General features: G+C 58.9%; 22 protein-coding genes. 7 read left to right on the top strand and 15 right to left on the bottom strand.

The features are described 5' to 3' along the window. Window positions 1-216 precede the first annotated feature (216 nt). The 3 genes from CHC01_RS32135 (at window position 217) to CHC01_RS30585 (ending at window position 1,728) form a co-directional block, all read left to right on the top strand. Window positions 217-429 carry a hypothetical protein gene (locus CHC01_RS32135; protein ID WP_141137210.1) on the top strand — a complete coding sequence of 71 codons (213 nt, stop codon included), beginning with the start codon at window positions 217-219 and terminating at the stop codon, window positions 427-429. Between the two features lie 195 nt (window positions 430-624). Continuing rightward, the gene (locus tag CHC01_RS30595; protein WP_089268095.1) at window positions 625-1,128 is read left to right on the top strand and encodes a YciE/YciF ferroxidase family protein; all 504 of its coding nucleotides are present in this window, start codon (window positions 625-627) and stop codon (window positions 1,126-1,128) included. Window positions 1,129-1,533: 405 nt separating this feature from the next. After that, a complete protein-coding gene (locus tag CHC01_RS30585; protein ID WP_089268093.1) occupies window positions 1,534-1,728 on the top strand; it encodes a hypothetical protein in 195 nt (64 codons plus the stop codon). Between the two features lie 801 nt (window positions 1,729-2,529). On the opposite strand, the gene CHC01_RS30580 is transcribed toward CHC01_RS30585, so the two are convergent. The 5 genes from CHC01_RS30580 to CHC01_RS30545 form a co-directional block, all read right to left on the bottom strand. Next, on the bottom strand, window positions 2,530-2,769 hold the full coding sequence (locus tag CHC01_RS30580; RefSeq protein ID WP_068738667.1) for a hypothetical protein: 240 nt from the start codon (window positions 2,767-2,769) through the stop codon (window positions 2,530-2,532). Between the two features lie 142 nt (window positions 2,770-2,911). After that, window positions 2,912-3,106 (bottom strand): hypothetical protein, encoded by a 195-nt coding sequence (locus tag CHC01_RS30575; protein ID WP_068738664.1) that lies wholly within the window; start codon window positions 3,104-3,106, stop codon window positions 2,912-2,914. After that, the gene (locus tag CHC01_RS30570; protein ID WP_176454760.1) at window positions 3,103-3,486 is read right to left on the bottom strand and encodes a hypothetical protein; all 384 of its coding nucleotides are present in this window, start codon (window positions 3,484-3,486) and stop codon (window positions 3,103-3,105) included. The genes CHC01_RS30575 and CHC01_RS30570 overlap by 4 nt, the downstream gene beginning before the upstream one ends. A gap of 635 nt (window positions 3,487-4,121) precedes the next feature. Next, on the bottom strand, window positions 4,122-4,415 hold the full coding sequence (locus CHC01_RS30565; RefSeq protein WP_141137209.1) for a hypothetical protein: 294 nt from the start codon (window positions 4,413-4,415) through the stop codon (window positions 4,122-4,124). A 2,473-nt stretch (window positions 4,416-6,888) separates the two neighbouring features. After that, a complete protein-coding gene (locus CHC01_RS30545) occupies window positions 6,889-7,218 on the bottom strand; it encodes a hypothetical protein (RefSeq protein ID WP_068738654.1) in 330 nt (109 codons plus the stop codon). Between the two features lie 126 nt (window positions 7,219-7,344). Here CHC01_RS30545 and CHC01_RS30540 point away from each other — a divergent pair, with 126 nt between their 5' ends. Beyond that, window positions 7,345-7,536 carry a hypothetical protein gene (locus CHC01_RS30540; protein ID WP_089268089.1) on the top strand — a complete coding sequence of 64 codons (192 nt, stop codon included), beginning with the start codon at window positions 7,345-7,347 and terminating at the stop codon, window positions 7,534-7,536. Between the two features lie 403 nt (window positions 7,537-7,939). Here the strand turns inward: CHC01_RS30540 and CHC01_RS30535 are convergent, their stop codons facing one another. From CHC01_RS30535 to CHC01_RS30520, 4 genes are all read right to left on the bottom strand, one after another. Further along, on the bottom strand, window positions 7,940-9,511 hold the full coding sequence (locus tag CHC01_RS30535) for a CYTH and CHAD domain-containing protein (RefSeq protein ID WP_176454759.1): 1,572 nt from the start codon (window positions 9,509-9,511) through the stop codon (window positions 7,940-7,942). A gap of 531 nt (window positions 9,512-10,042) precedes the next feature. Beyond that, complete coding sequence (locus CHC01_RS30530; protein WP_089268087.1) at window positions 10,043-11,113, bottom strand: LLM class flavin-dependent oxidoreductase; 1,071 nt, start codon at window positions 11,111-11,113, stop codon at window positions 10,043-10,045. 58 nt (window positions 11,114-11,171) lie between these two features. Then, window positions 11,172-11,324: a hypothetical protein gene (locus tag CHC01_RS32815; protein WP_089268111.1), complete on the bottom strand. Its 153-nt coding sequence runs from the start codon at window positions 11,322-11,324 to the stop codon at window positions 11,172-11,174. 193 nt (window positions 11,325-11,517) lie between these two features. Beyond that, on the bottom strand, window positions 11,518-11,733 hold the full coding sequence (locus CHC01_RS30520; protein WP_068738647.1) for a hypothetical protein: 216 nt from the start codon (window positions 11,731-11,733) through the stop codon (window positions 11,518-11,520). A gap of 558 nt (window positions 11,734-12,291) precedes the next feature. On the opposite strand from CHC01_RS30520, the gene epsC reads away from it, so the two are divergent. After that, window positions 12,292-13,236, top strand: a complete 945-nt coding sequence (gene epsC, locus CHC01_RS30515) for a serine O-acetyltransferase EpsC (RefSeq protein WP_089268086.1) — start codon at window positions 12,292-12,294, stop codon at window positions 13,234-13,236. Window positions 13,237-13,349: 113 nt separating this feature from the next. Here the strand turns inward: epsC and CHC01_RS30510 are convergent, their stop codons facing one another. The 5 genes from CHC01_RS30510 to CHC01_RS30490 all read right to left on the bottom strand — a co-directional run bounded on the left by CHC01_RS30510 (window position 13,350) and on the right by CHC01_RS30490 (window position 18,032). Continuing rightward, window positions 13,350-14,159 (bottom strand): MetQ/NlpA family ABC transporter substrate-binding protein, encoded by an 810-nt coding sequence (locus tag CHC01_RS30510; RefSeq protein WP_089268085.1) that lies wholly within the window; start codon window positions 14,157-14,159, stop codon window positions 13,350-13,352. A 68-nt stretch (window positions 14,160-14,227) separates the two neighbouring features. Next, window positions 14,228-15,448 carry an acyl-CoA dehydrogenase family protein gene (locus CHC01_RS30505; protein ID WP_089268084.1) on the bottom strand — a complete coding sequence of 407 codons (1,221 nt, stop codon included), beginning with the start codon at window positions 15,446-15,448 and terminating at the stop codon, window positions 14,228-14,230. 50 nt (window positions 15,449-15,498) lie between these two features. Next, entirely contained in the window at window positions 15,499-16,509 is a 1,011-nt protein-coding gene (locus CHC01_RS30500) for an NrtA/SsuA/CpmA family ABC transporter substrate-binding protein (protein ID WP_089268083.1), read from the bottom strand. A 24-nt stretch (window positions 16,510-16,533) separates the two neighbouring features. Next, a complete protein-coding gene (locus CHC01_RS30495) occupies window positions 16,534-17,247 on the bottom strand; it encodes an ABC transporter ATP-binding protein (protein ID WP_089268082.1) in 714 nt (237 codons plus the stop codon). After that, window positions 17,244-18,032: an ABC transporter permease subunit gene (locus tag CHC01_RS30490; RefSeq protein WP_244558582.1), complete on the bottom strand. Its 789-nt coding sequence runs from the start codon at window positions 18,030-18,032 to the stop codon at window positions 17,244-17,246. Before CHC01_RS30490 ends, CHC01_RS30495 begins: the two co-directional genes overlap by 4 nt. Before the next feature lie 450 nt (window positions 18,033-18,482). On the opposite strand from CHC01_RS30490, the gene CHC01_RS30485 reads away from it, so the two are divergent. Beyond that, window positions 18,483-19,556 (top strand): LLM class flavin-dependent oxidoreductase, encoded by a 1,074-nt coding sequence (locus CHC01_RS30485; RefSeq protein WP_089268081.1) that lies wholly within the window; start codon window positions 18,483-18,485, stop codon window positions 19,554-19,556. 141 nt (window positions 19,557-19,697) lie between these two features. On the opposite strand, the gene CHC01_RS30480 is transcribed toward CHC01_RS30485, so the two are convergent. Beyond that, the gene (locus CHC01_RS30480) at window positions 19,698-19,901 is read right to left on the bottom strand and encodes a hypothetical protein (RefSeq protein WP_089268080.1); all 204 of its coding nucleotides are present in this window, start codon (window positions 19,899-19,901) and stop codon (window positions 19,698-19,700) included. Window positions 19,902-20,269: 368 nt separating this feature from the next. Between CHC01_RS30480 and CHC01_RS30475 the strand changes: the two genes are divergently transcribed. Next, the gene (locus CHC01_RS30475; protein ID WP_089268079.1) at window positions 20,270-21,106 is read left to right on the top strand and encodes a CmcJ/NvfI family oxidoreductase; all 837 of its coding nucleotides are present in this window, start codon (window positions 20,270-20,272) and stop codon (window positions 21,104-21,106) included. Window positions 21,107-21,165: the final 59 nt, after the last annotated feature.

Raw genomic sequence — 21,165 nt, 5'->3', positions numbered from 1 at the left:
TTCGTCGCCAAGAAAATACTGAAGCGCGTGAATGCGGGTGAGCGCACGTTCGGCGGCTTGGTGTCCGCGGGGATGGCGGCAGTGGAGACGCTACGGCGCAGGCAAGAGCAGGTTTGAGGGCGTTTCCTGAACAATCATTCAGGAAATTTATCCTGAGACGACGGAACGGGCCCTACAGTCGCGCATTCAATCTCCGCTCATTCAAAGGAGAAGATAATGCGCAAAGTTCTTTTGGCTATCGCTGCCTTCGCTACCATCGGCATCGCTGTTCCTGCCGCTACTTCACAGGCTGATGCTCAGACCGTAGTGGTTCGGCATGGCGGCGGCCATCACGGCGGCTACCATCGCGGTCATCGTGCCAACAAGGTTGTTATCGTGAAGCGCGGTCATGGTCACATGCATCGTGGAATCCACCACGGCCATCGCTGAACGCGTTGCTCTTCAAATCAAAAGGCTCCCTCCCGGGGGCCTTTTTCGTTGGGCGCTATAAAGGGCAACTGAACAGAGGCCATCGCGTTTTGGAAAGAAGAGCGCAGCTCCTCATCGGAACTTAAGTTCCAGCGGTCTGTTGGGCTGGCGTGATAAGCCGCCCCAGCTCACCGGGGCTACTGGAGGAAATTTCCCATGGCCAAAAAGCCAAAGCTTCTTGCCGACCTTTTCCATGACACGCTCAAGGATGTCTATTTCGCCGAGAAGAAGATTCTCGCCACGCTGCCGAAGATGGCAAAAGCCGCACAATCGAAAGAACTCAAGGCCGCCTTTCTGAAGCATCAGAAGGAGACCGTTGGTCAGATTAAGCGGCTCGAAGGCGTGTTCAAGATATTCGGCAAGAAGTCGACCGCCAAGAAGTGTGAAGCCATCATGGGTATTACCAAGGAAGGCGCAGAGATCATGACCGAATACAAGGGCATGCCTGCTCTCGATGCCGGTCTTGCTGCCGCGGCACAGGCGGTGGAGCACTATGAGATCTCCCGCTACGGCACGCTGGCGACCTGGGCGAAGGAGCTGGGGATGCCTGAAGCTGTCTCGCTTCTCGATGCCACGTTGAAGGAAGAGAAGGCCACCGACGTTGCGTTGACCGCGCTGGCCAAATCTGTCGTCAACGTCGAAGCAGAGCAAGATCTCTAAGGCTAAATGTCCGGCTCCGTCACTGGAGCCGGACTACGTAAGTCCTCCCACCCGTCGAAGAAACCTTTAGCGCAACAGTGGCTTATGTTTTCGCTGAAATGGAGAGCGAAAATGCGCCAAGGTACGTCGTTTCGGTTGATGGCATCCGATGCAGCGAGACAGGCAAAAGAAGCCACGGACCAGGCTGAAGCTCTCCGGCTTTTACAGATGGCACACTACTGGATCTCAGCTGCAGACAACGAGGACTGGCTGAATGCCAACTCGATCCACCATGCAGTGAGATCCTCCTTGGATACGACCGAGAATTGAGAAACGTCGGGAACGATCGAAAGTACGGGACTTTAATCCTACAACTGTCGCACATGGCGACGGTGAACGGTGGCTGTGGCCATCAGAAAGCTCGCCATGAACATCCCGGCCGTCGACCGCGCCATCGATATTTATGGCGCCCTCTCAGGACATTCGGAAGCACCGGGCGTCCGCGCCCAGCTTTCCCAGCATCTTGACCAACTACACAGTGAGGGGGAGACCGATCATCACCGTCTTACGGTGCATGGCCTCTCGTTCCTTCGGCAGAACGATCTTCAGCGCAACAGCTAGCCGCGCTGCATAGCTCGCTGCTGAGCGTCGCTTTCGCAGAGTGAGCACGCTCTTTGTCGCTCGCCGATTTCTTGACCAGACGAAATAGGCCGGTCTTGGAATTTCCGGCCATCGGCATTGTCGGCATCATCTGCGAGCAGGATTCCGACTGGGAAGGTCCATAGGGGCTGATGTCCGTGTGCGCTTGGCCGCGTGCGTGTCGTCTTCGGCGATGATGCGAGCGTCGGTTCGAAGTAAAGGCGCTTGGTCGAGAGAGTTCATCAAGTCTTACCTGTGATTTTCTTGTAGTTTTTCAGCTATGAACTTTCGCGCTCTGCGTGTGCGAATGCCAGCGCCTTATATTTTGTTTCTTGAACGAAAATTCCATGGTTCGTGCGAAGCGCGAGGTGGCGAGTTGCGCCTTCGTAGTGCTGATCACCGGTTGAAATGATGGACCTGATAGCTGACATAGTCAGGGTATTGCCTCTGCGGCAAGCGGTCAGAGACGAAATGTCTAGAATGTTGCTACGATGACTCGATGACGGAGTTAACCGTAACCAACGTCCAAACGTTCTGGTGCTGCGACGATATATTCAGCCCGGAAAAGAAGGGGGCGGGAGACGCGTCGATCAGGTCTTCTTTTCCAGCAGACGGCCCGACGTCATCGGGGGCAATGCCGTCGGGCCTGACCGGATTTTGATGTGATCTTGGGGGAACGGTATCCGGCTTTTTAAATAACTAAATCGCGTGAGCAATGTTCCTCGAATGCCGGGCAGGTCGAGCTTCTGCCGCTCGAGTTGGGCGGCAGAAGCGCAGAGAAAGTTAGTTCTCAGTGCACACCTTGATGGTCTTCATGCCGGTCTCGGCTTCAGCCCTGGTCTTGAAGATACCATTGTCAACGATCGTCGTGGTGGTTGTGGTCGGCTTCTTGTCGACGATGGTGCACTTCTTGGTAGTCGCATCACGGACAACATAATACTCGGTCGAAACGACGGCTGCTTGGCCAAATGCCGAAGTCGCGGCGAAAGTGGATACTGCGGTTGCTATCAGAAATTTTTTCATAATACCCTCCTGTTCGCATATGATGCAGAACGCTCGGATAATAAGCGGAATTGTTGAAAGGTTCCGTTTGGGTATCTGCCGTCGTCTACTTGTTCAAATATTGGTATTATAAAGCCCCACCTGTAATGATATCGGGCTTACTTTATTCCACCAGCCTGATCACTCGCCTTCGATTGATGCGGTCAAGGGCTTTCACCAAATCGTCGCGATCGAGAACGGACATTAAGCGCTCCAATGTGCCCTCCGGATCTCGTGGGCCGGGATTAATGTACTGCCCGAGAATGCGCCTGGCATCTTCAAGCGCGCGTAATGCAGTATCGACGTCAGGCGTGTTCATCGATCCCTCACCAGCTTGGCATCATCAGGCAGCACCGCGGGCTCACGTTCGCCTCTCCCGCGCGGCGCAACATAATAGCTAACGAACTCCTCAAGCGACGATGGTATGTCCTCATAGGCGAGATCGGCGCGTTCCTGGATCTCTCGAGCGACATCAACCGAGACATCGCGGGCCCAGCCTTCTGCAGTGTTGAGCGCTATCACGTGCTGCGGATCGCTATACTGACCGGCCATGAGGTCGGTAATGACGGCTTCCAGATCGGTGTGCTGAACCTCAGCTTCGCGCCATACACAACCCCGGCGACCGAAGCAGTCCATCACAAGGTAGACCGTTTCATCGAAACCATGTGGCGCGATCAACGGTGTCCACGCCTGTCCCATAGGTAACTCCCAACGCAACTGATCACTGGGATTCAAAACTGGTGCACGTGATTCGTTCCGGACCCAGCGCGGAATGAAGCTGCGTGATCCTTGGCCTCATCATCATTGGCGCATTCGTGGCCGTAGCTTCGACCTTTCGCAAAGCTCTCAGTCGCCTATCGGCGTCGACGTTCCTCGATCGCGCCGCAACTCCGCTGTTAGCTTGCGGACGCTAGCCAATGGAATGCCAAGATCGTGCGCCTTCCGTTTTACTGCCAGGACAGGTCGCCCGAGCGCGGCTGCTGCTCGCAGAGCAGACGCTCCGTTGTCGGCCAGGTCTTTCAGCCTGGCGACGTCTTCTGTGTCCCATCGTTTCGCAAGCAGGCGCCTGACCACGGCTAATTCTCCGGCGGTCGGAGTTCGCCCTTCAACCAGCCCTTTGCTTGAACCACTGAATCTGGCTCAACAGCGGCATGGATGAAGCTGCACTTTGGGCACTCGTAGGTGTGCGTAACGAAGCCATTTTCGGGGAGGGAGCATCTGATCCAATAGGTGGCGGCTCCGCAATTTGGACAGGGTAGGGTTCGGGTGCGTCGCATGGCCGATACTCGTACTAGAGCTGTTACGCAACAAGGCACAGAGTATCGTTAAAACTCTCAAGGTATCGGTTGGGTTCCCGACCGCTCGCCGGCTACAGGCGCCGTCTTCCACATAATAAATCCTCCGCACTCGTGAATCTGGATGATGCCGTCGGCGACCAGCTTGTCACGGCCTATGGTGTATTCGGCGACGTTTCCTCCGCCGCGCAGGAACGTGCCGTTCCATTCCCCGATCGACATCCGGCCTTCGTCGATGCGGAGCGTCTTGGCGATCTCAAGCAGTCTGGCTGCTGCAGCTTCAGGCTTTGCGTAGGGACGATCTTGGGCGTATTTCTCGGACGGCTTGCTCATGCTGCCGTTCGATCCGATTTCAAACTCGTCGGTCAAGACTTGACGATGTTCTCTAAATGTTCTTATTTGGGACATGGTGGAGACCTACGGCAATTGGCCGTTTCAGGTCGCTATTCCTGACGATGACGAGACTTACATCGAGGCGACGAGCTTCTGTTCACGGAAGCACTTGTCGCTGCGTGTGCTTGGCGCGAGCGTGATGCATGAAGGCACGCGATGGGTTGTTTTCTGCTTCACCTATCATCGAGATGCAGAAACGCTGCGTAATGCGTTCATGGGTAGGTGGGTGCACACGCATCTTTGGCGACCAGAGAATTATAGAGAGACGAAATGATTTCGCAGTGGTCGCGGGACAAGCGCCGGCGCCGCCGAGAGGAAGAAGCGGCCAAGCCACATCCGCACGACGTAATAATGCTGGAGTTGATGCGCCAACTTCGACCGCACACATATGGTGCGATCTATGACAACCCGCGCTCGGTTTTTGCTCGCGCTTTGCAAAAACAATCGACGAAATGGCCGGCACGATCACCGGTGACGCGCAATATTTTCACGCGAAGCCTCATAGTCTTTGCGTTGGATTCCGTGAATCGCCGAAAGATTGAAATGCGAAGTAAGGCCGCCTCAGGGTAGTGGCTTGTTTCCGGCCGCAGTGATCTGGTTGGCTTCGGCGGGACCTAATTTGAAATTGACGAAGTTCCCAACCGGCGGCAAAATCTGTCCATGGGTCAAGCGGAACGACCGGCCTGTCCCCAATGCGGGGCTCATCTGATTTTGGCGCTGCCGCCGGGCGGCAAAGGGCCGCGCGCGTTTCAATGCTTCAATTGCGACCGACCTGACCCGCTTAAAACAGATCAAGTGGTAGGTTGGTTAAAGGGTGAGTTGCAGCCGCCCAAGTAGTGTCTGTGCGAAAATGGTAGCAGCCCATGCGTTCCTATATCTGGAACCGGGCGACAGGTGTAAAGTCTTCTAATCATCGCCCGTTCCTCGGCAATCATCGGTGACTGAGAGTGCTCTACGCTCCCGCCTGATCTCGCGGTGAGCCATGTGTGAAAAGTGTACCGAGCTAGATTTCAAGATTGCAAACTATCGGCGGATGTCAGTAGTCCTCACGGATCAGCTTGCCCGGAACGCAATCACCGGGCTGATCGAGAAAATGACGAAAGACAAGACCGACCTACATCCTGAGCGAAGGGTACAGGATGTTTTTCGCCCCTGATGGAATGGGCCGATCGATCGCGAACCCATGCCTTCGCCTTTACTTGCTCCATCGGCTCTCGCATGGCAGGCGGAACAATAGGCGCGAATTGGCGTGGGAGCACAAGGGAAGACAGGCTCTACCGAGTCCTTCTCTCGTTCGGCATAGCCGGGCTGATTACAACATTCGTGGTTTTGGTCCTCCTACTGGTTTATTGAGCAGTAGGTAGTATTTGAGCGCGCCTGTTTTTGGCACAAAGTGCACAGGACTTTCCCGGGCAAGCTTATAGAGTATTCCCCCATCTGAGGGGCGGCCGTGACCGCTCCAACGAGACTGGGAATACGACGTGAAAGACTATCAGGCACGCTGCCGCAAGGCTCTTGAGTTACATCGGTCGGGGGTTCTTTCGTCCCTGATCGCAGAACGGCTTGGGGTTAAGAGCCCTGCTGTGAACCGAATGATTAGAGACGCCATCGCCAATGAGAATGAAACGCCTCGCGAGGCTCAGGGTTAAAGGCGGAGCATGGCGTCACGGGGGATGGGCGCCGCGTTCTCGTTCGCATTAGCTTGTCCGAAATCGCCGCGGAGTTCGCGCATAAAAAACCGCCGGCATTTTCGCACGGCGGTTACCGGAACTACTCAAAATTGATTGGTACTAAAAGACCTTTTCCCCTCCGGTAGAATGAGCAGATCACATATGTCGCGATCTACTAAATTCCGAGACCGTTTTCTCATTGGGTGAGAGCTTAGTGGGTCAGCTTTCATGACTGAGATTGGACCGCGCGTGACCTGCGAAGATTCTTGTCTTAAGCTGCCTCTGGGGACAACTTACCGGGGCCGGTAAGATGGCATGCCAACCTATCTCGTTCGAATAATCGAGACCCGCGATCTCGTCGGGGTCTTCTCTGCCGATAATATCATTCAGCTCATCGACATCGTTGACGAATGCACCGAGCCCGATGAATGCGAGTATACGCGCATGGGCCCTGGTGGAATCATGTGGGCGAGCCCGGCCATACCGATCCCGATCGCGATCCCTGAGGACGACGATGACGGAGAGCCAGATCCTATGCCGTGGGCACCAGCGTTACTGAAACTTGGTGGGACTACTTTTACGGATACGCTGCCTATCGCTGGAAGCGCTCCTTTCCTGACGATCCGCCGAAGCCCAAACAGCCAGTGCTGCCACAGCGTCCGGGGCCGGGGCAGGTGGTGCCGTTTAAGAAGAAACGGGAATGAGGAACTTTCTTATTAGGCTGAGCATTTTTATCAGCCGTCTTATAACTTTGGAGATTGCGCAAACTCTTCAATTGTATTTTTCTTACCGTCCTCGTGCACAAGGAGGCGCGGATGCTGGAAAGAGCGACAATTGTCGAAGACGAGATCGACGTCGAACAAGTAGTTCTCAACTACCAACGTCTGATCTGCGAGGCGCTGAATCAGATAGAAGTTGCCAAGGTTCGCCAGCTCGTATTGGAGATAGAAGAAGAGCTCGATAGGTCGGGGAGCTCCGCTTCGCCTATGCGTCGCCAGGCCGCGGAAGTACTTCGGCGGGCGAGAAGACTTCCGGTAGGTCCGGACCGTAACGAGCTTCGACAGATCGCGCATGCATTGCTCTGGCTCGAACAGAAGGGCCTGAGCCTCAGAGGCCTGCGTCGTGTAGCGGACCGATCAAAGCAGAGCCAATGCAGTCCTTGACGGTACTATACTTCGCTAGGGAACTGGGCGCGCGGAATGCTGCATCGAACGGTCGAGTATGATGTCAAAGAGGTCGAGCCGGGCCTTTGGCGCTGGAACATCTATCCTGGCAACCGCACGGTGCGGGGGCCGGTGAAGTTTCGCTCGCGGGAGCTGGCCGTCGAAGCCTGCCATGGCGAAATCAACAACGGGATCGAGCGGACGCGGCGACAGGCGACGCGACATTAGGCAAAAAGCCAGTTCTGGTTAAGGCGACTTAGTTAGCTGACATTCTCAAAAGCCGGAAGCAGGTCAATACCTCCAAGTCCCAAGTAAAAGTTCAGTTTTCAAACTGAGACACTGTCCCAGACCGTAAACGGGGGCAGAACAAAGCGGTTTTTCAGGCGTCCTACATGACGTCCTACACGCCCGCCATGCGGCAGCCTTGCCTATTGATTCTATTAGCGAAATTGGTCTCTATCCGGCCGCTGGTATCCCTTACGGAGCGCCATTTTTCGGCTAATTCAGAGATAAATCGCGAATCCGGACAGCGGCGGCGTTGACTGCTGCGGGTCTGGTTTCGGTCGAAAATCACCGTTTGTCGCACAATTTTAGGTGCGCGCTGTCACGTCCGTAGATAAGCGCGACGACTTTACCGGCCCCAGAATGCCGGCGTCGCCCTGAAGCGCCGCCATTTCTTGCGCAGCGTTTTCGCGGCCGCAATCTCGTCGCGGGCCTGCCAGCCGGTGATCGTGCCGATGGCGAGGTGAAGCGCGGCCTGATCGTCCTGCCTGACGGAACCGAGCAATCCGCGGATACTTGCGATGTCGCAGACGCGTCCCAGATTCTTTTGGAGCGTGGCGAGCCGAGCCACGTAGCGCTTGGCGGGCGCATGGCCGGTGTAAAGTGGCAAGAAGAATTCCGCCGCATAGCGCAGCCTCTTGAGCTGGATCCTGAGACTGTGCCGCGCAGCGGTGTCGAGCTGCCGGAAGTGCGTGCCACGCTTGCGCACCTTGCGCTGCTGTCGCGCCAGAATTTTGTCGGCGAGCGCCGGCATCGGCTGCGACAGGACAGCCAGCGCATCGCTGTCGATATCGTTGCGCCAGCTGCGGCGCTCGACCCAGTGCCCGAGCGAAAGCAGAAAACGGCTGTAGCGCGGATCGTCGAGAACCGCCTGCAGGCTGCCATAGCTCGACTTGCGCTGCCGCTCGATTGCCTCGCGCAAGCCGCCGAAGTCGACCTCCGGCGTGGTCGTCGCCACGCGAGAAACGATCGTGGTGGCGAAAACGTCCCAATCGCGGGTTCGGCCGAGCTGTCGCATCAGCCATCTCGCTTCGCTGTTGATCGCCTCGAACGAGGGCGATGGAATCTCGCGCCGGAATAGCGCACAGATCGTGCGCAGACGGCGCAGAGCGATGCGCATCTGGTGCACGCCTTCGGGGTCGGATCCTTCCTTTGCCACCGCATGATTGCGCAGGAGATGATGCCAGCAGGCGCCCCCCAGCAGCGCAATGACGTCGTCAACCGCGTGCTCGGCAGTAATGTTGACGGGTTCGGCTTTCACCGCCGGTTGCACGACGTCGAACGCCAGCGCATAGCCGCGTTCCGCCTTGCTCCGTGTGCCGACCTGCAGCGGCGCGGCATCGAGCAACTGCGTTCCGAGATCAAACAGCGCGCCGGCGTTGCCGCTCTTCAATTCGAGCTCGATCTCGGACAGGACTTCTTGACGCGTACCGGCCTCGATAGTCCCCACGTCGAAGGCGACTTCAACTGACGCATCAGGCAGATCGAGCTGCCGTGCATGCCGGCGAACTCTTGTCGCAAACGCCGGCACGAGCGCATCGAGCGTAAGCGTCGTCACCGGATCTCCGATCTCGGCGACAGGAAGCCGCGCCAGATCGGGAGTCATACCGTCAACCGATGTTTCCCACTGTCGTCGCGCCAACGGCCGCCCGATGTCGGGCAGAAGCTTCAATGTCTGAATGAAATGCTTGCCGCTGCGTCGCACGCGCAGCGACATGCCGCGTTGAAACAGCGCCCCCTCGGGTGTGTCGTAATAAATTGTCTCCAGCCGGCGGACCACGCCGCGATTGCGCGCATGCTGCACGATGACGGGCATCTCGCGCAGTTTTTCCAGGATAGCCTGCGGCGCCAGCAGCTTAAGTTCGATTTCCGCCTGTTCACCCGGTCGTACAGCAATTGCTACGCCAGCAGAATCGGGCACGATTGGCTGCTGGGCGTTCAATGGTAACTCCATCGGAAGCACGCATCATATTTTATGACACTAGCAAGACATGCCCAAGATGGCGATGGAATGACGCGGTAAATTACGACGGAAATTTCCGGATCGATCGGGACCAGCGGGACTCAGGGCTGTTCGAATGGTGCGAACGCCCACATTCGTGAAAAGCAAAACGCTGCCTCAGCTGGCGGCCTTAATTTGCTTTTCGCTTGGCGGTTTGATCGGGATCTGCGGTACGGGACCAGTCACGACTGGAGATGATCTACCATTGGATGGCTTATCATCGGAGGCGTGACTTCTGATTGTCTCGAGCACCAGAAAAAACTTCTCGGCAAGCATGGCAGTAACCTCGCTGGCGAAAGTATCTCCATCATTAGTTGAGTCGAGTTGCTGAAAATTCAATCACTTACGGCAGGCCGCCGCAATTAAATTTACGCGCCAGAGTATCGCGAAAGGGCAGTGATATTGACTTGGTTTGTCTCGCCGGGAGGACAGCGTTCTGGCGGAAGCCGATCAATCTCGAAGCAGAGGCAGGAGTATTCTGCCTTGCCGCTCGATCTCCGCCAGATAGGGCGTATCGGACAGGATGAAATACTTGATTCCGAGATCGCGGTATTTCTGCAGCGAACTGGCCACTTCGGATGCCGAACCGACCAGCCAGGTGGTGCCGGCGCCGGCTGCGCCGAATTTTCCTGGTGCCGTATAGAGATTGTCGTCGAGGACGTCGCCGCGGGCCTGGAGGTCGAGCAGTCGCCGTTGGCCGATTGCGATGGCTGGGCCGTGGTCGTTCCAGCCCGCGCCAGCTTTCTTCGCCATATCGGCAACCTTGGCTTCCGCCACAGCCCAGGCTTCGGCCGAGCTCTCGCGGACAAGCGTCGTGATCCTGAGTCCAAACTCCAAAGGCGGGAGGTCCCGATCGAGGCGCTGACTCAAGGTCTTGAGCCGTTCGATGCGCTGTTTGACGTCACCGAGCGGTTCGCCCCAGAACAGCTGGACATCGGCTTCAGTTGCGGCGACATGCTCGGCCGCGTCCGACGCCCCGCCGAAATACAGCTTCGGATGTCGGCGATTGCCGCGCGGGATGATGCGCGGCGCGGCGGTTGAGTCGGAAACGCGAAAATGTGCACCGGAATAGGTGACGTTTTCTTCGGTCCATAGCCGCCGGACGATGCGCATGAACTCCTTAGTCCGCGCATATCGCTGCGACGAGTCGGCTTCGTCATCCCCATAAGCCGCCAGATTGTCCTTGCCGGAGACGATGTTGATGCGAACCCGACCACCGCTCAATTGGTCCAGTGTGGCTGCGGCAGATGCAAAATGCGCCGGCTGCCAATAGCCCGGACGGATGGCTATCAGCGGCTCGAAACGCGTCGTTCGGGCCGTCAGCACTGACGCGACGGTGAATGTATCCGGCCTTCCCCAGCCGGTTCCGATCAGCGCGCCTTTCCACCCGTGACGTTCCAGCGCTTGCGCCTGATCGGCAAGCGTCTCGACGCTGTTGTGGTTTGGATCGACGACATCGCCGCGGTGACCTGCCTTCACGTCATTCGGGATGTACCAAAGAAACTCCGAACGATCGCTCATGATGTCCTCTGACGATGGGACCGCATGTTTGCGTGCGGCTCACCGTCCCGTGCCGTTGTCAAAATGGGCGCACCGATGTCGCGCCGAACACGATGGCTGCGATCAGCGCAAATGCGCCGTAAACGGCAGCCGTGTGCAGGCGCACCGCTGTGCGGTTCGACGACGCGCGCGCACGGCTATGCAACCGGGCTTCCGCCGATAGTTCACGCATCATCGTTCTCCAACGCAACATTTGAGATAACAAGGCGATAAATCCGGTCTACGCAAGCGCGTGCCAGAAATAATGATGATCAGCACGTCGGGGCGTTTCGGCGTGGAGTAATATTCTCCATGCCGTCTGCGCCGGGCAATTTTGTTCGTTCGACGCTGATTGTCGTTCTGGTCGGGCGAGGACAGTCTCGAACTCAGCGAGCCGTGGCGATACGGGATTGGCTAGCTTTGTGACTTCGCTGGTCCATGAGTGCCTTCGCCGCGCGTTCCGCTGCACGGGCCGATCCGAAATGGTCGCCTTCGAGCGTGTCGAAGGCAGGCTCGGATGAAAAGAAACGAAATCCGCGCTCTTCGGCGACGACGATTCCCGCAGTACGATTGAAGACTTCGATGACATAGGCATTGGACATGCGCGTTCTGTTCGCCGCCGAGGCAGCGATCCTATCAATGAGTGATGGGATGTTCGGTGTGAGTCGTTACGCCGGAATCAACAACACGCGCCGGTGGCCGCGGACACGCAGCGGCAGGTCACGCGCTTGCGCGACTGGCTCACTACTGTTGTCTCATATGCGGTCATTGCAGGCATTCCGAAGTGCATAATCTGTGTGAGGAATATCCGACGTCGGCGTTCGTTCGTCAATGAAATGGCCATCCAAATTTAGTGGCACCGCAATGACGACGATGCTGCGCGCAGGCATGTGCGGCGAATGAACGGCTGTTTGGCGACGGCAGCAGCCATCCGCCGCCGTGAAATCGTTCCGCCACACAGCGTGCACAGGCTTTGGAGCCGCGCGCACGCTGGTTCAGTGCCTGATCGCGATCGTATCGGAAGCGAAGGGCGCGTGATGTGAGGTCGGCGCGTGAGGAGGAAGGATGGACATATCGAAAATGCTGCACTTTTGGAATTCCTTGTCCCAGGCTCATGAGTCACAGTTGCAGCTGCATGAGATCGCAACAGGGGAGCCGCGATGTCGAGGGTTGCCGAGGACGTCAAACAAGACACAGATCGGGACGGTCCGGCGCCACTTTGGGACCTGGGTACGATCGTTGCCGGGCTGCGCGAGTCCCGCGACGTTGCCCATAATATCTGGCAGCGTGGGCCGAGCAGACGGGCGCCGTCGCGCGAGGCCCTCGCGGAGGTGCTCAAGAGCCTCACCGAGGCATTGTTTCCCCGGCATTACGGCCGCTCCGATTTCGGCACCGAAAGCATCGACGCGTTTGTCGAAGGCAAATTGGGCGCCGCGCTGGATGGCTTGCTCGAGCAAGTCTACCGCGGGCAGACTTTCGTTTCCGACGGCGCGCCGACCGAGCGACATTTTGAGGATGCCGTTACGTTGACGCGCGACTTCGCCGCCCGGCTGCCGGAGATCCGAGGCAGGCTGGTCAGCGATCTCAGGGCCGCCTTCGTGGGAGATCCTGCTGCAACGAGCTTCCCCGAAATCCTGATTGGCTATCCCGGTATGGTGGCGATCATCCATCACCGCGTCGCGCACCTGCTTTACAATCTCGGGGCAACGATGGTGGCGCGGTTGATCGCCGAGTTGGCGCATAGCGCAACGGGAATCGACATTCACCCGGGCGCGCGTCTTGGCGCCAGCATCTTCATCGACCATGGCACCGGCGTGGTGATCGGCGAAACTGCCATCGTCGGCGATCGCGTCCGAATCTATCAGGCGGTAACGCTTGGAGCCCGGCACTTCCCGACCGATCACGAGGGCAAGGCCATCAAGGGCAATGCGCGCCATCCGATCATCGAGGACGATGTCATCATCTATGCGGGCGCGACCATTCTGGGCCGTATCGTGGTTGGAAGCGGCTCCACCATCGGTGGCAATGTCTGGTTGACCGAGGACGTGCCGCCCAACAGTTTCGTGACGCAGGCATCGGTGCGCAGCAAGATCAGCCCGCGATGATGGTTGGATAGCCGCCGCGCAGGCACGCTGTCGCTATCCAACAGGCGCGGCCCGTGGTCGGGCCATGCCATATCGCGTCAGGGAGGATAGGCGAGCTGCACTCCCGTTGGGATTTACCAGGCGGCGAGGATCGAGCCGTTGAATTTGGTGCGGATGAAATCCTTCACCGGCTGCGAACGATAGATCGAGATGAACTTCTTGATCTGCGAATCGTCCTTGCGATCGTCACGCGCGACGAAGACGAGGGTATAATATGGCTTGGCTTCGATAACGCTGGTCTCGGCCGCAAGCGCCTTGTTGAGGTCGAGGCCGGCGAGATAGGCGTAGTTGGACGACACAAAGGCGGCTGCCACATCGTCGAGAGAGCGCGGCAACTGCGCCGCGTCGATTTCGACAATCTGCAGCTTCTTCGGATTTTCCGTCACATCGAGAATGCTCGCCGAGAGGCCGGCATCGGTCTTCAACTTGAGCAGTCCGGCGGTCTGAAACAGCAACAATGCGCGCGCTGCATTGGTCGGGTCGTTGGGGATGGCGATCTTGGCCCCGTCGGGAATGTCGGAGGCCTTGGTGTACTTCTTGGAGAAGACGCCGGCCGGCACCAGGATCGATTCATCGAGGGCGGAGAGCTTGTAGCCGCGCGCCTTCGATTGATTGGCGAGATAGAAGCGGTGCTGGAAGTTGTTGAGGTCGATGTCGCCTGCCTGCAACGCAGCATTGGGCTGGTTCCAGTCGCTGAACTCGATGATCTCCGCCTTCAGTCCCTCTTTCTCGGAAAGCCGCGCGGTCTCGCGAAGAATGTCACCATAGGGCCCTGCCGAAACGCCGACCTTGAGCGGCTTGTCGGCAGCGTTGGCCTGCAGGGCGGGTAACGACAGTGCAAGCACCGAAAGGGAGAAAATAAGAAATCGAGATGCAGCTTTCATGATGTGTCCAGGTTGGGAATGAAGTGAATGTATCGCGCTCGCGACGACGGCGCAGCGTTCCGGATGGCCTAGAAGAAGCCCTTGGCCGGCAGCGGCGTGCCGTTGACCTCATACGCACCGATCGCCTGCGCCTTGTAGGTCACCGGGTTGTGCGACGACAGCGTTCGCGCATTGCGCCAGTGGCGGTCGAGATTGTCGGACTTCTTGGTTGCGGATGCGCCGCCGGCATCGAACAGCAGGCTGCCGCTGCGGATGGCCAGTTCGTCGACGACGATCTTTGCTTTGGACGATGCGAGGGCAGCATCCAGCGCTGGCTTGGTATCTTCCCGATCAGGGGCCTTGCTCGATACGTCAAGCGCGTCGGCCGCGGCCAGCACGGTCGCTTCTGCCGCGAACGCATTGCTTGCGATCTGGCCAATAGTCTGCTGCAGGATCGGGTCCTCGCGCGGGCGAAGGGTGGGCGCGTAATAGAAACTGCGCGCGCGCCGCCTGATCAGGTCGCTGGCGTCACGCAGGACGGCTGCAGCGATGCCGGCATTGATGGCCGTCAGATAGAGTTGCGCGAACGTGTTCTGATAGGCGGCCCCATAACCGATATTTGGCTGATCGAAGATCAGTTCTGCCGCTTCCACCCGGACGTTGCGGAAATGCGTGGTGCCGCTTCCGGTCAGGCGCTGGCCCGAACCGTCCCAGTCATCGACCAGCTCGATACCCTCGCGCTTGACCGGAATGATCGTGGTCGCGAGCGTTTCATTGCCGTCCGCGACGCGCACCAGCACGTAGTCCGCATAGAGCGTGCCGGTGCTGTAATATTTGGTGCCGTTAAGGCGGTAGCCGTCGCCATCCGGCGTGACGATAGTGGCGGGAGCGATGTCTCCCACCTGCGAGCTGCCGAGCTCCGTGGTGGCGAGGCCAATGATGGCGCCAGCCGCGACGTCGTCGCGCCACTTGCGGTTCTGCGCGCTTGGCGGCGAGGCCAGCAGGCGCTCGACCACGCTATAGTGGTTGCGCAGGATATGCGCGACATTGGCATCGGCTTCCGCCAACCTGATGACGGCAGAGAGCAGTTCACGTACGGTACTGCCGCCGCCACCATCGGCCTTGGGAATGCGGAGCGCGCCGATCCGCGATCGGCGGATCAGCTCGATGATGTCGTAAGGCAGAACACGGTCGTGCTCGCGCTCTGCCTCGCCCTGCGCGATGTGATCAAACAACTGTTGCAGATCGGACGAGCCGATCCGGATCGGCTGCGACACGTCGAACGAGTGCTGCGGTGTGGGCTTGTTCATGGGATGCTTTCTCGGCGATTCCGGTGGGGGGATCGAGCGGCGATAAAAACTTAAAGACTGGCCAGATGATCCGAGACGGTGACGGACTCGGGCAGGACCTTTCGCTCGGTCAGCCAGTTCGCTGCGGTTTGCAGTTCTCCGACGAATTTCTTGTCCGACACGGGGATGAGCGTGTAGTTGCGTTTGCGCTCGATGAACTGGTCGCGAATCCGGTCGTCATATTTGGCGATTTTCTGGATGAGATGCTCGGCGTCGGTGGTGTTCTTGTTGACCCACTGCGCTTCCTTCTCATAGGCCGCGTTGAGCGCCCGCACGATGGCAGGATTGTCCGTCGCGAACTTGCGTGACGTCACGTAAGAGGAAAAGTCGATCTGGAACGGCAGGTCGCGTCCCTCAAGGAAAACGTCGTGAGCCTTGTAGTCCAGCCGCGCGATGTCGACGCCCGGCGACCACATCGACCAGGCATCCACCTTGCCGGATGCGAGCGCCGGCGCTGCGTCCGGCGGGTTGAGATAGACGAATTTCACCTTGGAGCGGTCGACCTTGTGTTTCTCGAGCGCTGCGATGAGCAGGAACTCGCCAAGTCCGGACCGGTTGACCGCGACCGACTTGCCGACCAGATCCTCGACCTTGTTGATGCCGGAATCATCCTTGGCGATGATCGCCGTCGTGCGCGGCTCGTAGAGCACGAATTGGGTGAAGACGAGCGGCGAGCCGGCGATAATGGCCGCCAGCGCGGGCGTGGTGCTACCGCCAAAGCCAAAATCAGCACTGTCACCGGTCACTGCCTGTAAGGTCGGCGCGTGGTTCGGGAATGGGCCGAGCCATTCCACCTTGATGTCATGCTGGGCGAGTGCCTTCTCGAACTCGCCGCGCTCCTTCGCGATCAGCGTGAGGCCATGATAACCCCAGGTGAGACGGACCTTGTCGGTCTTTCGCCCGGTGCCTTGCGCGATGGCGTCGTCATGGCTGGCGAGATGAATGCCGGCGTAGGCGCTGACACCCGCCATCGCGAGACTGAGAAAATCCCGGCGTGACGATGTGAAGAACGGGTTTGACATGAGAAAACTTCCTGTGAGGTGGAATCAGGCAACCTGGAGATTGGTGGCGACGCCGAGTTCGCGAAGCAGTTGATCGCGGGATGCAGCCGGCCCGCCATGCGTGTCGGCGCGGTGCTGGGACGCGATCACGCCGTTGCGCATCACCAGAATTCGGTCGGCCAGAGCAATTGCTTCATCGACGTCATGTGTAACGAGAAGAACGCCGGGCCGGTGGCGGGCCACGAGCTCCTTGACCAGCACATGCATGCGAATTCGCGTCAGCGCGTCCAGTGCTGCGAAGGGCTCGTCGAGCAACAGCAACCGGGGCTCCTGCACCAGCGCGCGGGCGAGGGCGACGCGCTGCGCCTGTCCGCCGGACAGATTGCGCGGCCAGTCGTCCAGCCGGTCGCCGAGTCCGACCTCAACCAGAGCAGCGGCGGCGCGCTTGCGCGGATCTGTGCCGGGAAGGCCGAGCGAGACATTCTGCCAGAGCGTGTCCCAGGGCAGCAGGCGATGTTCCTGAAACACCACGGCAGGTCGCCCGGGCGCCTCGATATGTCCACCCTGGATCGGGTCGAGTCCGGCGAGGGCGCGCAGCAACGTCGTCTTGCCGCAGCCGCTCTCACCGAGAAGTGCGACGAATTCACCGCGCCCGATGCGGAGATCCAGCCTGTCGATCACCACCCGCGGACCATAGGCGCGCGTCAGGCCGCTCACGGTTACGGCGGTTTCGCTAGATGTCACGGATGTCGGGCTCATGATCGCGCGCCCTTGCCGTAGTTCGGATGCCAGGCGAGCAATTTGCGTTCGAGCAGCCGAGCGATGGAGTCGGCGGCAACACCGATCAGCGCGTAGATCACGATGGTAAGCACGATCACGTCGGTGCGCAGGAATTCGCGGGCGTCCATGGCCAGGAACCCGAGGCCTGATTGCGCGCCGACGGTCTCGGCCACTACAAGCGCCAGCCATGCCGTTGCCAGCGAATAGCGGACACCGGTGAGGATCGACGGCAGCGCGCCGGGCAGGATGATGCGCCGGATCAATTGCAGCGTGGACAATCCTTGCACGCGGCCGAGCTCGACCAGCTTCGGATCGATCTGGCGAATGCCGAGCGTGGTGTTGATATAGATCGGAAAGGCGACGCCGAGCGAGACCAGAAAGATCTTCTGTCCCTCACCGACGCCGAACCAGACGATGACGAGGGGTACGAGGGCGAGGAACGGGATCGCACGGATCATCTGCACGCTGCGATCGATCAATGCTTCGGCGATGCGCGAGAAGCCTACCAGCGTGCCGAGGATGAAGCCGATGCTGCCACCGATTGCAAAGCCGGCGGCCGCACGCAGCAGGCTGACGCCGAGATCGTTCAGCAGCGATCCGGATAGAGTCAGCTTCCACGCCGTGCGTAGCACCTTCGAAGGTGCAGGAAGCACTTGCGGCGACAGCCAACCGGCCTGCGCCAGCGCTTCCCATACAACGATGAGGACGACTGGCGCGATCCAGGACAGGACGATCAGATTTGGCTTTAGGCCGGGTTTCGCAATGGCGGAAGCGTGGCGCGCGGGTGCCGGCCTTGCGGGCGCGCGATACTCCTGTTGAATGACGTAGTCGACGTTGCTCACCCTGCCATCCATTGCTGCAGTTCTGAAATTCAGCGGCGATGATAGAGCAACGAAAAGCGCAGCGTCTTCAGTTTCTTCGGCGAAACCATTCTCCATGCGATATTAGATCAGTTTGATATCCGAGCGACGCGATTGAGAGTTGAACGATCTTTTGCAGTGCTTGTTTTTGGAAAATGAAGCTGCGTGTTGCCTTGAAATTTGATCGGCCCGAAGCGCAGTGGAATTTTCTTGTGGTGCTATGCGTCATGCGAAGAAGAAGTTTCTCATTCGATCCGCGCTATTTTGCCGCCGATGTCGTGAGTGCATGGCGGTGCTTGCATTGTCGTGTGCGGGTCGTCTTATAGCGAGAGCGACGTGAATATGAGGCAGACAATGAGCACGAATCCTCTTCGATTTGGCGTCTGGGCACCGGTGCATGGGCCACGGGCGGCGCATCAGGATCCTGAAGAGCCGTATGATGCGTCGTGGGAGCGCAACAAGGCGCTGGTCCTGCAGGCCGAGGCGCTGGGTTACGATTCGACCCTGATCGCGCAGCACACCATCAATCCGCATCAGGAAGATCTCGATCAACTCGAGACCTGGAGTTCTGCAGCAGCGCTGGCTGCGCTGACCAGCCGGATCGAGATCATTGCGGCGATCAAGCCCTATCTGTTCCATCCGGTCGTACTCGCCAAGATGGCACTGCAGATCGAGAATATCAGCCGCGGTCGCTTTGCGCTCAATCTGGTCAATGCCTGGAATAAGCCCGAGCTGGAGAAGGCCGGTATCGGCTTTGCCGAGCATGACGATCGCTATGCCTATGGCAAGGAATGGATCTCGATCGTCGCGCAACTGATGGGCGGGGAACGGATGACGCATAAGGGCGAAAATTTCGATGTCCGAGACTACGCGCTGCGGCCGAAGGACCGGTACCGCGCGCGGCCTGCGATCTATGTCGGCGGCGAGTCGGAGCCGGCGCGCGAACTGGTGGCAGCGCATGGCGATGTCTGGTTCATCAACGGCCAGCCGCTGGCCGATGTGGCAGCGCTGATCGCCAATGTGGCGGCACGACCGCGGGCCGGCGCACCGCTGCGTTTCGGCCTGTCGGCCTTCGTGATCGCGCGTGAGACTGACGCAGAAGCCGAGCAGGCACATCAGCGTCTGCTGGCGCTCGCCACGCAGGACGCGCCGATGAAGGCCATTCAGCGTGCCAATACCGATCCCAAGGTCGTGATGATGCAGACGATGCAGAAGTCGCCGCGGGTGGGCACCAATGGCGGAACCGCTGCGGGTCTGGTGGGAAGCTACGATACGGTCGCCGCGCGCATTCGCGAATTCCATGCCGCCGGCATCGAGTTGTTCATGCTGCAATTCCAGCCATTGGAGAGCGAGATGCAGCGCTTTGCCGAGCAAATCTTTCCACGGGTAAAGGGGAAGGCAGCTTTGCTGAAGGCCTCGCGCGGTTGAGTTGACACCGCGAGGCGGTCCCGCCGGAAGGCGAGAGCCCCGTTTAGCGAAACCACCACACGAACAGGCTGAGGAACGTCGCGTGTCCCAGTACCAAAGCGATCATCGTTCCGAGATACATGCCTTGGTCCCTTCTTCCGTCTACATGGCTGACGCGTTGTCTCTGACTGTATCGAGGCGGAGCGCCTGCAGGGCGCGATCGAGTTGCTGGGCTGGCGTCACCGTGGCTGCGGCATTCCGGGACATGTCAGGATTGGGCTGATGGGCGGCGTGATAGGTCTCGACGGCCGTCGCAAGCGCGAGAGCACCTGCGATGGCGACGGCGAGACGTGGCGGATGTGGCATCAATTCGACTCCTGAAGACACTCATTAACGCTCCACACGGCGCGCTTGGGAATTCCAAAGTTGGGCCGAACGGCTTCCAATCCTTCTTTCGGAGCGTCGGTCACGAGGCGTAATTGCTTGCGGATGCAAGCGATGTCCCGCTTGCGCGGGAACACCGATGCCGAACGTCGTTCACGATGGCCGTGATCACAACATTAAACATCTTCAATCGATATCAATGCTGAAATCACATCATCTGTTTTCACGCTGCCGGGAAATGACGTTCTTATTTGAAAAGTCCCATTGGCGCGGCGGGTCGCCGGGATCAGATTGAAGCAAATGGGCCGCATGAAATGCGTGATGAGCCCATGTCAATCGGGAGAACCATCATGGGATTGCTCAACGAGAAGATCACGGCCGGTGCATTCGTCACCGCGGACCTGAACTACCTGGCGCCGATCAATGGCCGCCCTCGTACCTATACATTCGATCCTCCGGCCGGCGAGCCGCGCTCCACTGCGGAGCCGCATGCGGTTGCGATCCATGATGCGCGACCGAGCATCGATCAGTGGTCGCTCGATGAACACGGCTTTGCGGTGGCGCACCAGCACAGCGCGGTCTCCGACTTCTACGATGATGAGAACGTCAAAGGCGTCTACTATCCCGAAGCCGAGAAGCTGCTGAAAGACATCACCGGCGCGAGTCGCGTCTTCATCTTCGATCATACCGTGCGCAAGCGCGTCGATGGCGTCAATGACCGCGGCGAAGGCCCGCGCCAGCCTGTCGCCCGGGTGCATGTCGATCACACCGATAGATCGGGTCCGCAACGTGTCCGCGATCTGCTCCCGGAGGATGCGGAAGAATTGCTCAAGGGCCGCGTGCAGATCATCAACCTGTGGCGCCCGATCCGCGGCCCGTTGAAGGATTCACCGCTGGCGGTCGCCGATGCGCGTACCGTTCGCTTTGACGAACTGGTCGGATCGGATCTGGTCTATCAGCACCGGATCGGTGAAACCTACGCGGTGAAATTCAATCCGCAGCATCGCTGGTACTACGTGCCGGATATGACGCCCGACGAGATATTGCTGCTGAAGTGCTATGATTCGACCAAAGACGGCGTCGCACGTTTCGCTCCGCACACGGCGTTTGCCGATCCGACCGCGCCTGCTGATGCGCCGCCGCGAGAGAGCATCGAGCTGCGCGCGCTGGTGTTCCACGCGCCATAGGGCAGGTTAGAGCGACCATGAATGCTCCCGCCGATCGTGACGGGAGCATTCACCTATGG

Source organism: Tardiphaga sp. OK246, from assembly GCF_900188215.1.
Lineage (GTDB): Bacteria > Pseudomonadota > Alphaproteobacteria > Rhizobiales > Xanthobacteraceae > Tardiphaga > Tardiphaga robiniae.
This window is presented reverse-complemented; position numbering and strand designations above follow the sequence as displayed.